Origin of the sequence: Cellulomonas chengniuliangii (assembly GCF_024508335.1) — a bacterium.
In the GTDB taxonomy this organism is placed as follows: domain Bacteria; phylum Actinomycetota; class Actinomycetes; order Actinomycetales; family Cellulomonadaceae; genus Cellulomonas_A; species Cellulomonas_A chengniuliangii.
The window spans coordinates 1,376,710-1,390,899 of sequence record NZ_CP101988.1 but is presented as its reverse complement, the minus strand read 5'-3'; the positions used below and the strand labels follow the sequence as shown (position 1 = coordinate 1,390,899).

General features: G+C 73.1%; 12 protein-coding genes. All 12 read right to left on the bottom strand.

Annotated elements, in window-relative coordinates; translation table 11 throughout:
- A complete protein-coding gene (gene lanKC, locus NP064_RS06435; protein WP_227568801.1) occupies nucleotides 1–2,538 on the bottom strand; it encodes a class III lanthionine synthetase LanKC in 2,538 nt (845 codons plus the stop codon).
- A 26-nt stretch (nucleotides 2,539–2,564) separates the two neighbouring features.
- Nucleotides 2,565–4,217 carry a daptide biosynthesis intramembrane metalloprotease gene (gene mpaP, locus NP064_RS06430; protein ID WP_227568800.1) on the bottom strand — a complete coding sequence of 551 codons (1,653 nt, stop codon included), beginning with the start codon at nucleotides 4,215–4,217 and terminating at the stop codon, nucleotides 2,565–2,567.
- Nucleotides 4,214–4,939 carry a hypothetical protein gene (locus NP064_RS06425; protein WP_227568799.1) on the bottom strand — a complete coding sequence of 242 codons (726 nt, stop codon included), beginning with the start codon at nucleotides 4,937–4,939 and terminating at the stop codon, nucleotides 4,214–4,216. The genes mpaP and NP064_RS06425 overlap by 4 nt, the downstream gene beginning before the upstream one ends.
- On the bottom strand, nucleotides 4,932–5,669 hold the full coding sequence (locus tag NP064_RS06420; protein ID WP_227568798.1) for an ABC transporter ATP-binding protein: 738 nt from the start codon (nucleotides 5,667–5,669) through the stop codon (nucleotides 4,932–4,934). Before NP064_RS06420 ends, NP064_RS06425 begins: the two co-directional genes overlap by 8 nt.
- Entirely contained in the window at nucleotides 5,666–5,860 is a 195-nt protein-coding gene (locus NP064_RS06415; protein WP_227568797.1) for a hypothetical protein, read from the bottom strand. Before NP064_RS06415 ends, NP064_RS06420 begins: the two co-directional genes overlap by 4 nt.
- A gap of 119 nt (nucleotides 5,861–5,979) precedes the next feature.
- Nucleotides 5,980–6,147, bottom strand: coding sequence for a daptide-type RiPP (locus NP064_RS06410; RefSeq protein ID WP_227568791.1), 168 nt, complete (start codon nucleotides 6,145–6,147; stop codon nucleotides 5,980–5,982).
- Nucleotides 6,148–6,193: 46 nt separating this feature from the next.
- Entirely contained in the window at nucleotides 6,194–6,382 is a 189-nt protein-coding gene (locus NP064_RS06405) for a daptide-type RiPP (RefSeq protein ID WP_227568790.1), read from the bottom strand.
- A 64-nt stretch (nucleotides 6,383–6,446) separates the two neighbouring features.
- On the bottom strand, nucleotides 6,447–7,718 hold the full coding sequence (gene mpaD, locus NP064_RS06400; RefSeq protein WP_227568796.1) for a daptide-type RiPP biosynthesis aminotransferase: 1,272 nt from the start codon (nucleotides 7,716–7,718) through the stop codon (nucleotides 6,447–6,449).
- A 5-nt stretch (nucleotides 7,719–7,723) separates the two neighbouring features.
- On the bottom strand, nucleotides 7,724–8,530 hold the full coding sequence (mpaM, locus tag NP064_RS06395) for a daptide-type RiPP biosynthesis methyltransferase (protein ID WP_227568789.1): 807 nt from the start codon (nucleotides 8,528–8,530) through the stop codon (nucleotides 7,724–7,726).
- A complete protein-coding gene (mpaB, locus tag NP064_RS06390; RefSeq protein WP_227568788.1) occupies nucleotides 8,527–9,528 on the bottom strand; it encodes a daptide biosynthesis RiPP recognition protein in 1,002 nt (333 codons plus the stop codon). Before mpaB (NP064_RS06390) ends, mpaM begins: the two co-directional genes overlap by 4 nt.
- An 87-nt stretch (nucleotides 9,529–9,615) precedes the next feature.
- Complete coding sequence (gene mpaB, locus NP064_RS06385; RefSeq protein WP_227568787.1) at nucleotides 9,616–11,634, bottom strand: daptide biosynthesis RiPP recognition protein; 2,019 nt, start codon at nucleotides 11,632–11,634, stop codon at nucleotides 9,616–9,618.
- 1,669 nt (nucleotides 11,635–13,303) lie between these two features.
- Nucleotides 13,304–13,876, bottom strand: a complete 573-nt coding sequence (locus tag NP064_RS06380; protein WP_227568786.1) for an RBBP9/YdeN family alpha/beta hydrolase — start codon at nucleotides 13,874–13,876, stop codon at nucleotides 13,304–13,306.
- Nucleotides 13,877–14,190: the final 314 nt, after the last annotated feature.

Here is a 14,190-nt window from a genome sequence, read left to right as displayed (position 1 = left end):
TCACGGGGTGCCCCCGAAGAACGGCAGCGTCGCGCCACGGCAGGCCAGCACCACCCCGGCGGACCCGGTCGACAGGTCGGTCGAGAGGCGCAGCGCCTCCCGGCCGAGCATGACGGGCACCCCGGAGGCGTCGACCACCTGGCGCTCCAGGGCCGCCCGCAGCCGAGCAACCCGTGCGTCGCCGTCGGTGGGATCGTCGAGGTGCGTCAGGGCGAGCAGGAGCCCCGCGGCTCCGTTGAACAGCCCGGCCTGGACGGCGAACGCCGAGGAGACGACCTCCAGGACCCGGTCCCGCGCGGCGACGAGATCGGCGGGCCGCCGGTGCCGGAGGAGGTCGTGCAGCACCATCCCGGCGCCGGCGACCCCGTGCGCCAGGAACGGCAGGCGCGCGAACACGTCCTCGGTGTCGTCGCCGGCCTGCGCCCAGCCGAACGCGCGCAAGTCCGCCCGGAGCGCCGCCTCCGCCCGGTCCAGGTGATCCTCGTCGGCCGTCCGCTCGAACAGCCGCAGCCAGAAGAGCGCGGCACCGGTCGCGCCGCGCAGCAGGCCCGGTCGTTCCTGGCCGGGCGCGCGCGGCGTGTCCGTCCGCTCCGCGAGGACCGTGCCGATCGCGGTCGCCGCGGCGAGCGCCTCCGCCGCGTCCGGCCGGTCCAGCGCGAGGTGGACCAGCCCGATCCCCGCGAGCCCTCCGTGCAGACCCGTGCCGACGTCGTCGACCGGGGTGGTGTCCACCCGCGCCATGAGGTCCGCGACGCGGTCGGGGCGACCGGCCGCGGCGAGGCTCAGCGCGATGCCGCTCAGACCGTCGTAGCACCCCGGCGCGACGGGGTGGGGCGAGCCGAGGACCCGGTCGGCCGCAGCCTCGAGCCAGTCGAGGTGGGTGGCGGGGACCTGCACGCCGGCGCGGGTCAGGGACCAGACGACCCCGGCGGCTCCCGTCGCCAGGTCGACCCCGCCCTCCGGCCGGAAGAACTGCTCCGCGTCTCCCGGGTAGAGCCGGTCGTCGCGCGTGAGGTCGGCGTACCGGAGCACCCCGTCGACCAAGCCCTGGACCCGCTCGGCAGGGCCGGGTGCGCCGGTGCGGGCGGGCGCGTCCGGGTCGGGGCGCAGGATCGTCGGACCCTCGTGCGGCGCGGGCCCGAGGTCGACGCGCACCTCGTTCTCGAACCCGTCGCCCACCGGGAACGTCGACCGGACCAGCTCCAGCACCGTGTCGAGCTTGTCGAGGCCCCACGTGAGGGTCGCCCCGAAGGGGAGGAACACCGCGAGCCGCAGCACCCCGAGGGCGTACCGGTCGACCGCTGCGCCGATGTAGCCCGACGGCGCCGTGAAGCCGACCGCGCCGATGGCCTGCGGCGCGTCCTGCGCGGTCGTCGTGGCGGTCTCGAAGTCGATCAGCGTGACGGTGCCGGACTCGTCCACCAGCACGTTCCCGGGGTGCAGGTCACCGAACACCACTCCCCTGTCGTGCATCTCCCGGACCGCCTCGGTCACCTGCGCCAGCACGTGGAGCGCCCACCGCGTGAACTCCTCGACCGCCTCCGGCGACGAGTCGCCGCGCAGCAGCGGGTTGCGCCGCAGGCACTCCCGCGACAGGGGTGCGCCCTCGACGTAGTCCCGGACGAGGAAGTAGTGCTCGTTGCCGCGCCGGTAGTCGAGCAGCTCCGGCACGCCACGGACGCCGGCCAGCTCGGACAGTGCCCACCGCTCCCGCTCGAGCCGGGTCAGCGAGTCGTCGCCCCGGCCGTCCAGCCCTGCCAGGGGCCGCGCCTCCCGCAGCAGCACCTCGCGCTCGGTCCGGGTGTCGGTGGCGCGGTACACGCCACCTCCGTTGGAGAAGTGCAACGCCCTGGTGACCTTGTACGGGAAGTCCGTGAGACGTCCCTCGCTCCGCTCGACGATCGCCGGGTGCAGGCACTCGGGGATCGTCACCCACTCGGGGGGCCGGAAGCTGGGGCCGCGACGGTCCTCCACCAGCCGGCCGTGCGGGTCGGTGATGAGGTACTCCACCGCGCCCGAGTCGTTGCGCCGGGTGATCGACTTGAACCCGCCGTACCGCACGTACAGCGGACCGGCACCCCAGCGGAGGTCGCTCAGGATGTACGGCCCGCGCAGCCCGTCCAGCCGCTCCCCGAGCTCGTCGAGGACGGAGGCGAGCTCGTCCTCGTCGCGCGGGTAGAGGGTGATGAACTTGCCGCTGGCCGACCGGTCGCCGTACTTGGAGCTGCGCTGCACCAGGACGTCGCGCGACCGCAGGAACTTGAACGGCACGCCGCGACCGACGCAGTAGTCCCACGTCCGCGCGAGCGCCTCCGAGGCGTCGTCGGGCACCGTCGAGACGTGCACCTTCCAGCCCTGGGCCGGCAGCTCCGCGTCGGGAGGCGTCAGGCTCGTCCAGTCGCGGTTGCCCGTCACCTGCCACCCGTCGGCCGGGGCCGGGCACTCGTCGAGGTACCCCGTCGCCGTCGGGTCGGCCGCCGGCGCGTCGAAGAACGGCGTGTCCGGCCGGCAGTAGCGCAGGTGCAGTGGAGCGTCCACGGTTCGTCTCCTCGGTCAGGACAGGGTCATCGCCACAGCTGGGCGAAGTAGTTGAGGTAGAGCCAGGTGCCCAGGCGGCGCGTCCCGAGGTCGGCGACCGCCGACCCGACGCTCTCCCCGGTCTCGATCTCCGGCTCCAGCGGGACCAGCACGACGGGGACCTGAGCGGCCGACGCGGCGACCGGCAGCAGCGCGGCCAGCGGCGCGGTCCCGTCGCGGGGGGCCTCGCTGCCCACCGCGGTGGTCCCGAGCTCCGTGCTCGTGACGACCCCGCGGCGGGCGAGCGTCACGGGCGTCCCGGGGGCCAGGGCGTCGAGGTCGGCCGACTGGGCGACGACGAACGACAGGTGCCCGTCGTCCTGCTCGAACCCGCCGGCCACGGTGTAGGGCACCGGGACCAGCAGCGTCGCGCACCCCAGGGCGACCACGAGCGTCGTGACGACGCGCCGCCGGAGCGCCGAGGTCCCCGCCGCGCGCGCCTCCACGAGCAGCCGCCCGGTCGCCCGGACGGCGAACCGCGCAGCCACGGCGAGGCCGGAGATGACGACGGCCGCGCCCAGGATGCCGAGGCCGAGGATGATGGGGAACCAGATCCGCAGCGCCGCCAGGACGAGCACCGCCGGGAACACCAGGCTGGCCAACCCGAACGGCACCGCCCAGGTGACCTGCGGGAGCTCGCGCTCGTACCGCCCGCCGTAGAGCACCCGGGCGACCGACCGCCGCGCGTCCGTCATGGACCGTTCGCGCAGGAACGGGACGTCCACGTGGCTCATCAGGGCGATGTACCCGTCGAGCTTCACGAACGGGATCAGGTTCATCAGCCCGGTCACCGTGGTGGTCACCGCGAGGACGAGCAGGGCCGAGCCCCACGGTCCCGGGACGGCCAGGGCAGCCAGAGCGGCCACCGCCGCCACGACGAGCTGGACCAGGATCCCCGCCAGGGCGACGCGGACGCGGGCGGTCCGGTCGCCGAGCCGCCAGCCGTCCGTGACGTCGCAGAAGAACGCGGGCGACAGGTAGAAGAGCATCATGCCCAGCCGGCTCGGGCGACCGCCGTGGTGCGCGAGCGCGGCACCGTGCCCGAACTCGTGCAGCGCGCTGGTCACGAACGACGCCGCCGCGACGGCCAGGAGCACAGCCACGGGCAGCGGGTGGCCCAGCGCGTCGTGCACCCGTGCGCCCTGCACGACGAGCGCGACCAGACCGCCGAGCACGACGACGAGCGCGGCGGCGACGGCGTACCGGCTCAGCAGCACCGCGATGACCGGCCGGAGCCGGGCGAAGAGCCGCTCCGGGCGCAGGACCGTGAGCTGGACCGTGAGCGGCGGGACGAACGTGACCAGCTTGCTGCCCCGGGGGCGGGGAGGCTTGGCACCGGTCTCGAGCAGCCGCATCGCGATCAGACGGAACAGCGCCGCCTCGACCGCCTCCACCGTCCACCGCGGTCCGAGCTCGCGTGCCAGGTCGGCCGCCGTGCGGCGGCCGTCGAGGGCACGCAGCAGACGCTCCATGTCGGCCGCCACGCGGACGTACCTGCCGTCGGGTGCCCGGGCGACGCACACCGCGTCCTCGGTGTCACGCTCGAGCAGCTCCGCCCCCTCGGCGAGTCGGAGCGTGCGGGGGAGCCCGGTCTGCGGCTCGGCGACGGCGACGGGCGCCGAGCGGCCCGGCCGGCTCACAGCACGTCCCTGCGACGCACCAGGAGCACGGCGCCCACCGCCGCGACGGCGAGCCACACGGCGATCACGGCGGCGGCCGCGGGCACGGCGAGCAGGTCGTCCCGGCCGTCCCCGTAGATCGACGCCATCGCCATGCTGAGCCCGAACTTGCCGACTCCGGGCGCCAGGCGCTGCACGAGCTCGTCGGTGAGCAGCATCTGGACGACGAGGATGCCGATCGTGGCCACCTGGCTGCGCACGAGCCACCCCAGCAGCGCGCCCCACGGCGCGGCGACCGCGGTCACGACGAACACCCCCAGCACCACGGCCCAGGTGGAGTCGGTCCAGGCGACGTCGACACCCGCGGCGGGCAGCAGCACCCACGGCGTCGCGGCTCCCAGAGCAGCGGCGACAAGGCCGTACACCACGCCGATCTCGACCGACACCCGCAGCCCGGCCGCGAGCGCGCGGTCGCGGCCGCCGGCGGTGAGGACGGTCCGGGCGATGGTTCCCGTCGCGTGGTCCCGCGCGGTGACGTTCCCGGCGAAGAGCGCGGAGAACAGCAGCAGCGTGAACCAGAGCCCCACGAGCCCGTCGGTCGCCTCCTGCGGCGGCAGGTCCGTGACGGTCGTCGCGTAGCCGGCCGCAGCCAGCACGCACACGCCGATCCCTCCGGTGGCGAGCAGCCACCAGCTGCGTCCGGTGAGGGCGCGCATCCGTGCGGCGCCGACGATGTCACGCATGGTGGCTTCCCTCCGGCCGACGGGTCGACACGAGCTCGAAGTAGCGGTCCTCGACGGAGACGGCACCGGACGACGTGAACTCGTCGAGGGTGCCGTCGAACCGGAGCGTGGTGTCCAGCACGACGACGTCGTCGATGTGCTGGCTCAGCTCGGACAGGATGTGGGTCGAGATGAGCACGGTGCGGCCCTCGTCCGCGAAGCCGCGCAGGAGCCCGCGCAGCCAGCGGATGCCCTCGGGGTCGAGCCCGTTGGTCGGCTCGTCCAGCACCAGCACCTCGGGGTCGGCGAGCAGGGCGGTCGCCAGGGCGAGCCGCTGCTTCATCCCGGTGGAGTACTTGGCGACCCGCCGGCGTGCCGCGTCGGTGAGCTCGACGAGGCCGAGCACGTCGTCGACCCGCCGGCGTGACACCCCGGTGGCCCGCGCCCAGATCTCCAGCTCGCGGCGGCCCGTCGCGCCGCGCACGGCGCCGATCCCGTCCATCGCCAGTCCTACGCGCCGGCCGGCGTCGGGCAGGCTCGCGAAGTCGTGCCCCAGCACGGTCGCGCGTCCCGACGTCGGGGTGACCAGGCCGAGCGCGATGCGCAGGCTCGTGGTCTTCCCGGCGCCGTTGGGGCCCAGCAGCGCGACGATGCGTCCGGGATCGACCTGGAAGGAGACGTCCTGGACGGCGACACGCGAGCCGAACGACTTGCAGACGCCGTCGAACAGGACGGCCGGAGCCGAGCTCATCGTCGGCCCTTGGCCACGTTCGTCGAGACCAGGACGACGAACCCCAGCAGCAGGACGATCGACAGGATCAGTCCGAGATCCTTGGCACGACCGGTGAGGGAGAGCTGGCTGATCGCGGCCACGATGATGACGAAGGGCAGCAGCAGCGTCAGGGTCCGGTTGTTGCGGTACCAGGGCAGGTGATCGGGCATTCGAATCTTCTCCGTCAGTTGTTTTACTAGGAGGTGCGGTGCCCCGGCTCGAGGGCGCTTCACTCGCCCTCGAGCCGGGACATCGTCGTGCGCCCGCTCAGCGCGGGTCACTCACTGCGTCAGGTGACGACAGCGCTGGCCACACCGCCGTAGATGGCGGACACGGCGAGCGACACCAGGACGCCGTCCTTGAAGTTCGACCAGAAACCCGGCGCGTCCATCGGCTCGAGCTCCTGCATCTCGAGCTCCAGCGGCGCCAGGAGGTCGATCCCGTCGTTTGCGTTCATCAAGCACCTCCGTTCGTTGTCTCGGTGAGAGATGAGAGGGCACATCTCACGTGATCGTGATCGTCGAGATCGAGACCGTGACCACCACGTAGCTGGCGGCACTGCCCACGACAGCGCCACTGATGTACCCGGAGACGCTCCAGAAACCCGGGGCGTCCATCGGCTCGAGCTCCTGCATGTCGAGCTCCAGCGGCGCGAGAAGCTCCCGCACGTGCGCGTCTGACATCGTGTCCATTTCCATTCCTCCCTTCCTCGTCTCGTCGGGAACTGCACCTGCGCCGTCGGCGCAGACGATCGGCTCACGGTGGCGTGGTGGCCACCGTGAGAGCGGAGGAGGCCGTGAGCTCGGCCAGGCCCTCGGACACGCGGTCGAACAGCTCGGCGACGTCCGCGGGTGTCGAGGTGAGCGCGGGCACCAGCTGGATGCCGCCGACGCCCGGGTGGACGATGGCGCCGGCCCGCCGGACCGCACGGACCAGGGCGCCGACGGCGTGCGGGTCGAGCGGCTCGCCGTCGTCGCCGAGGACGTCCACCGCCCGGAAGCACCCCACGCCGCGCGTCTCGGTCACGCGCTGGTCGGACCGCTGCAGCGCGGCGATCCCGGCGTCGAGCCCGGCGGACACCTGGTGCCCCAGCGCCACCGCGTCGAGCCGCTCCATCTCCTCCAGCGTGGCCACGACGGCGGCCGCGGCGACCGGCGAGCCGGCCTGCGTCTCGCCGTGCACGAAGACGGCACCGCTGTCGTGGAACCGGCGTGCGACGTCCTCCGAGACGAGCACCGCCGACGTCGCGGACGTGCCGTTGGTCAGCGCTTTGGAGGTGAGGAGCACGTCGGGTCGTGCGGGCCACCGGTCGCTGGCGAACAGGGACCCGGTGCGCCCGAAGCCGGTCGCGACCTCGTCGGCCACCAGCAGGAAGCCGTGCTCGTCACGGGCGGCCAGCAGCGCGCGGACGAACTCGTCCGTGAGCGGCACGGCCCCCGTACCCAGCATGGGCTCGACGACGACGGCCGCGACGAGGTGGCCCTGGTGCGCCAGGAGGGTGGACAGCTCGTCCAGGTCGTTCGGGGCGGTGTGCCGCACGAGGCGGCGGTCCACCCCGTAGAGCGCCTGGCCCAGGTCCTCGCCCGTGAGCGAGAAGCTGCCGTAGGTGAGCCCGTGGTAGCTGTCGCGCAGGCCGACGACGAGCTGCCGTCGCGGCTGGCCGCCGAGCACCTGGTAGTGCCGGGCCAGCTTCATGACCAGGTCGTTCGCGGCGCTGCCGGACGTCGAGAAGAGGACCCGCGCGTACACGTCACCCGTCACGTCGACCAGCGCCTGCGCAGCCCGGCGCGCGTGCACGCTCTCGAACCGGAAGGTACTCAGGTACGAGGCCGTCTGCAGGGCCTCGGCGCACGCCCGCGCGATGGCGGCGTTCCCGTACCCGAGGTTGGTGTTCCACAGACCGCTCGTGCCGTCGAGCAGCGTGCTGCCGTCCGTGAGCCGGACCCGGACCCCGTGCGCCGACTCGAGCCGGATCTGCGGGTCGTCCTGCTCGTGCGGGGGCACGAAGAAGGGCCACAGCGGGTGCATCGCGCTCACCGTGCCGCCCTCGTCTCGAGCAGCGTCGCGGTGCGACCGGCTCCGGCCGGCGCCAGCGGGTGCACGGCGGTCACGACGAGACCGGCCTCCTGCAGCTCGGCCCCGAGCACCGCGGTGTCGACGACGTTGACCACCGACGTGCAGACCTGGACGGCTCCCGCCGGGTCGGGGTCCGGGACGATGACGATCGTGCACGCGTCGGTACTGTCCGGCCACTCCTCGAACAGCCGGTACGTGCGCCCGCTCGCACCGCGCAGCACGTCCGGCTCGGACGCGTCGGACCGGGTGCGCGCGACCGTCGAGAGCAGGAAGACGCCGTCCGGGGCGAGGTGCCGGGCGACGCAGCGCAGCATCGATCGGCGGGCCGCCGGCTCGAGCAGCGACACCGACGTGGTGCCCAGGACGACCGCGTCGAACGTCTGCGGCAGCTCGAACGCGGCCATGTCGCCCTGCACCGGGCGGCACCGCTCCCGCATGCGCTGCGGCACGGTCTCGAGCCGCTCGCCCAGCAGGTCCAGCATGCTCGCCGACAGGTCCAGGGCGTGGACCTCGAGCCCGAGGGCCAAGAGCGGCAGCGTCAGCCGGCCCGACCCGGCGGCCAGCTCCAGCACCGGCCCCCGCACGTGCCGCAGCGCCCGGGTCAGCTCGGGGACCTCGTGCCGGTCCAGCTGGGCCAGGTCGTCGTAGATCGCGGAGCCGACGACGTCGTAGACGTCGTGGACGGTGGCCACGCCGTCGAGCTCGCGCAACGCCGCGAGTGCGGCACCGTCCGCGCGCAGCGGCAGGTCGAGGAGAGCGCTCATGCGAGCACGCCCGACGGCACCGGGAACCCCGCGGCGGAGAGCGTCCGGCCGACCTCGGCGACAGCGGTGGGGTCCACCACGGCGGCCGCCGCCTCGACGGACCCGGCCACCAGGATCGCCTCGACCAACGCACCTGTGCGCAGCGCGATGCGCACGGTCCGCCGGGTGGCCGGCTCGACCACGTAGGCCGCGTCGTCCGACCACAGCAGCAGGAGCGGACTGGTCTCGTCGCGGGCGTCGATGCCCTCGACGGCCGAGGACAGCCGGTGGCCGAACCCCGAGAGGTGCAGCCCCGTGCCCCCGCGGGCCCGCAGCGCCTTGATCGCGTCGACCCCCGCCAGGTACCGCCCGAGCCACGGGCGGCTGTCCAGCGCCTGCGTGCGCACCTGGTCGTCGACGACCGCGCCCAGGCTCACCGCGCACGGCTGCGTCGCGGCGTCGTTGATCTCGTCGTGGCGGCGGACCAGCTCCGCGAGGCCGTCGCCGACCGCACCGAGCGCGGTTCCGGTGGGCGAGGTGGAGACCTCGCCGCCACCCCGGACCACCAGGCGCGAGCGCGGCCCGGCGCCGCCTGCGGACTCGCCCAGCGCGCACCCGTCCGCGACCCGCAGAGCGGGCTCCAGGAGGTAGTCGGCGATCTGCCCGGTCGCCCGTGCCGCGTCGGCGTCCCGCAAGAACACGTCCAGGTCGGTCGGGTGCGTGATGCGGACGAAGGTGGGGCCGAGGACGGACACGTACGGGCACGACCGGTACTCCTGCGTCTGCAGGAAGACCTCGTCGTTGATGGAGCCCTCGTCACCGGGGACCGTGAGGGACCCGCGGTACCGCACCACGCGAGGGTCCGGGTGCTCGTCGGGCGACAGGATCACGGAGTCGTCGTCCACGCAGTCGCCCGCCAGGAGCGCCTCGACGTGGTCGGGGTCCTCCGCGACGATCGTCGCGACGCCCGGCGCTCCCCCGGGGCGCGTCGCCGACGTCCGGGCGGTCGCCCAGGACATGAGCCTCTCCTGGAGGCGGGCCGTCTGCTCGGAACGCATGTGTGTCCTGTCCTCGTGGCTGTCGGGTGTGCGGTGGGCGGGGCGGCGTCAGTGCAGGCGCAGGGTCACCCCGAGACCGTCAAGACGTTCTCGTACCTGCTGGGCGTGCTCGGGGCGCACGAGCGTCCCGACGCAGTCCGATCCGAAGCGCACAAGGGCGTCGACGATCTGCGCCACCCCGGTGCCGACGGCGAACGACCGACCGGTCACCGGGTCCCCCAGGTAGGCGGACCGGTCGTTCCAGCTGACCAGCGGATCTGTCGGGAGCGGCGCCACCTCGGCGCCGACCCCGTCGGCGAGGTGCGCACCGAAGCCGGAGACGTGGACGTCGCGGATCCCGCGGACGGCGAGCGTGCGCAGCAGCCGCACCGCCTGGACGTACCGGGGCAGCCAGGGGTCGGCTGCCACCGCGTCGGCCAGCGCAGCCCAGGCGGTGCCGGCACCTGCGGTCGGCCGCGGACCGTCGGCCGGCCCCGTCGACGCCGACCACTGCGACTCCAGAGCGGAGAGCGGGTCGGTCACGGCTCCGAGGACGGGCGCGCCCGGCGCGACCGCGCACGACCCGTCGGCGGCCACGAAGAGCCGGTGCGCGGGGCCCCCGCGCGAGGTGGGGACGCCGAGCGCCGGCAGGTCGGTGAGGTGCACGGCGCCGTGCAGGAGCAGCGCGGGGAAGGTGCCGGTCTCGCGCGCCGCCCCGACGTCGCCGACGAGCTGGTGGACGTCCGCGTCGTCGACGAACCGGACCAGCCGCGGTCCTTCGGCCAGCGGGCGCGTGCTCGAGTACGTCGTGACGTCGAGGTAGGTTTCGCTCCCGATGACCGCGCACGTCGTCGAGGGCAGGTCCAGCCGGCCCGTGTAGCGCACCACGGCACCCGCGACGGCGGGCGCACCCGGTGTGCGCGGCGCGAGCACGAGCGTGGTGGGGTCGACCAGCTCACCGTCGAGGAGCGGCTCGAGGTGGGCGGCGTCGGCCAGCACGACCACCCGCCCGGCGGGCGTCCCGGCGTCGGGGGCCTCGCCGGCCGCCCAGGACAGCAGCCGCGCGCCGACCGCACGCATCGTCGGTGCCGGTCGCTCGTCGGACGCATCGCGGCGGGCCGTCGTCGAGCGGCGGCCGTTCACCAGCGCGGGCGACGGCCCCCGCCACTCGTCGATGACGGCCTCGAGGTCGGCGAGCGCGTGGCGGGCACCGAGCGTGCGCGCGACCCCGGTGGCGTTGAGCACGACCTCGCCCACCCCGGCGGCACGGTAGGCGTCCAGCTGCTCGGCGATCTCCGCCGGCGTGCCGAGGAGGAACGCACCTCCCTTGACCAGCGCACGCGCCTGGGAGCCCGGGTCGCTCGTCGCGACGTCGATCCCCGACGTCGCGAGCATGTCGAGGTAGTGGGGCTGCGCGAGGTGCCCCTCGTTGCTCGCGAGCACGATCTCCTCGATGTCCCGACCGGGCTCGAGGAGGGCGAACGGCACCATGGCGACCTGGCGGGGAACGGTCCGTCCTGCGTCGGCGGCGCCCTCCTGGAGGGCCGGCCCGACGACGTCCCGCAGGTAGGACGCCGGTGTGAGCCAGGTGATCGCCGCGTCCGCCACCCGGCCCGCCAGCCGGGCCATCCCGGGCCGCAGGACGCCAAGGCCGACGTCCACGCGCGGGGCGACCATCAACGGCAGGGTGGCGTGCACGCGGAAGTACTGCCCGTCCAGGTCGGCCGTCCCCTCCCGGAGGAGCTGCGTGACGACCTGGAGGTACTCGCGGGCTGCGACGAGGGGCTTCGCGTAGGGCTCGCCGAGCAGCGACTGCTGGAACTGGACCGACCCGGGGCCGAAGCCGGCGATCACCGGCTCACCGCTGAGGATCGCGAGGCTGCGCGCCTGGATCGCGGCCTCGTACGGGTGCCGCAGCGGCATCAGCGTCACGCCCGTGCCGGCGGCGAACCGCTCGCCCGAGCCCAGCACGTTCGCGAACGCCTGGAACGTCTCGACGCGCGTCGCCTGGCCCTGCCACAGCCGGCCCGACCGTCCTGCCCTGACCAGCTCCGCGAACGGCTCGATCTCGGAACGCCGGGTGGGCACGAACGGGATCAGCGTCGAAACGTCAAGCTGTCCCCTTGACATCGTTTTGACTTGCCCCCCTTGACCCCCGGAACTGCAGTCATCGATGACCATGACAGCGGTTCGCCAATGTTGCGGGCGAACACCGAACAAAGATTCAGGAGTTTTTTTGTTGCTTTCCTCCAAACACGACTTGGACGATTGTCTTGGTCAACCGTCTAGGTTTGGTCGTAGCGCGGGCGTCAGCCGCAGCCGCGACGCCACGCGCCGAGAGCACCTGACGTCCGTCGTTCGGCTGGCTCGGTGATCGTCCTGCAACATCGCCGCTACCGCGGCGGCACGCTCGCCGTGCAGCCGTCCGGGCGACCGGTCCACTCCCTGAAGCTGACTCGGCATTTCCACACCTCGAGGGGCTAAAGACCCCGAGTACTTCCGTCGCACCCGGCGGGTTCGGATCGTTCGCGAAGCGCCAGAAGCGGAGGCGACACCAGTCGAGCGAGCGCGACCAGATGCCAGGAGGTCAAGAGAGATCGCCGGTCCGTCCGCGTCGGACCGGCGTCCGAGGCTCCCGAGGCTCCCGAGGCTCCCGAGGCTCCCGAGGCTCCCGAGGCTCCCGAGGCTCCCGAGGTGCGAGCATCATCGGGATGAAGTCTGTATTGGGCAGCGAGCTCCTGGCCGGGCTGCACGGCGCGACGGTGGCCCTCCGTCCGCATCGGACGATTCGCTGTGTCTCAGACATCACGGACGCAGAGTCGATGGTGCGACGGCTGTGCCAGGCGTGGGGCGGCACCGCAAACCCGATCGCGGTCCTTGAGGAGACGAGAGCCCCGGCGTACCTCACGAAGCGCGCGGCGCAGGCCGACGTCGATGGCTACACCTCTGAACTGCCCAGCACCCGGCCATTTCCCGCCCTTGGTGACCCCACACATGACTGGGACTACCCCGCCCTGCTCATCGCGGCAGGTGAGATCTCTGATCGCCGCCCCACGGTGCAAGTCGTCGACTGTCATGTAGGCGCGGGCATGGTGGCCCTCAGGTTCAGCGCTTCAGACCGCTCAGCGCGCGCTCTTCCAGTTGGCACGGGCCACTAGTAGCCCATCGCGGGGACCTTATCGCCCACCGTGCGGCTGCGGGTCGACGGCCGTCAGCACGCCGCCGAGCACCAACCTCTCGCGGCGCCCGGGGATGGTGACGGGCGGGCAGAAGGCGCGCCGACCCATCTCGGGGCGACCAGCCATTGGTCCGGGCGGCGAAAAGCTAGTGGCGGGGCTGGCGCCTCCTCACTTGTGGCCCTAGGTTCGCCCCAGAGGCGACGTGCGAGACGGCTCGCCCCTTTGCCACAGTTCCTGCCACTCCAGGCTGCGGCCGGGCGCCGAGTGGTGGCGGTTCACGGCATCGGGGGCGCCGTACTGCGGTCTCGCAACGCGGCGGCCGCGCTCATCACCCTTCGCGCTCCTCGGTGTGGCGCCCTCCGTCCAGGCTGCCGCGCAGGACCCGGGAAGCGGGCAGGCGGCATCGCCGCCGAGACGTGCCCCGACGGCAGGCGCGGTTCGACGCGGCGTTTCGCGGCTCCCCCTCCGGCGCTAGCGGTGTCCGGTATGCGCTTTTCGAGGCGAGTATGCACGATATGGCGATTGCCCAGGCGGGGCCGTCGAACGTGTGCGTGATCCCACCCTGCACGGCTCGCGAGTCAGTCGTCGGCTCCACGGCGCGCTGTCAGCAACGCATCGAGCAGAGCCCGCCCCTGTGTCCAGCGCCCGAGGCCAGACAGGGAGTTGATGTGGCCGAGGGCGCCAACGTCCACCAACTCGGCACCGAGCGTGGCCGCCGCGCCCTCGGCGTGCGCGAAGGCGCCGTACGGGTCGTCCTGGCTGGCGACCAGCACGGTCCGGAATGGCAGGTCATGGAGCTCTGGTGTGTCGAACCCGACCGCCTCGCCGGGGAAGACGGGGCCGTGGACGTCCGGCATTGCCACGAGCAGCGCGGCGACCACGCCCTCGTCCTTGTGCTGCGCCGCCCACTCGGTGACGAGCGTGCACCCGAGGCTGTGCGCCACCAGCACCTTCGGCCCGTCAACGGCTCTGAGGGCCTCGTCGAGCTCGCGCACCCACACGTCGCGCACCGGCGCGTCCCACGACGAATGCTCCACCCACACGCTGTGCGCCAGCTCGGCGTGCCACAACGTCTGCCAGTGCTCGGGACCCGAGTTGCCGATGCCCGCGACGAAGACCGGGACCGCGTTCATCGAGTTCAGGGGGTTCACCGACGACATGGTCGCACCTCGCGCTCGACACCGACACCCCCGAACCGATGCCGGTATCAGTCCTGGGGGAAGCGGGCAGGCCGTCCGGATGCCGGAAGGGGCGAGTAGAGCGGTCCACACGTGGCAGGAGAGGCTCGTCGGGGTCTCGGCTGCCCCCCAACGCAGAGGGTGGGCGGGAAGGCCGACGAGGGTGACTAAGCGACAACCTAGGTCAAACACGCGCAATGAGATGCCCCACGCATGATGTGGATCACACCATGTTTCCGTCCCCACTATCCGTTGACGGCCGATGGGATCTGCGTGGCCACCGGGAG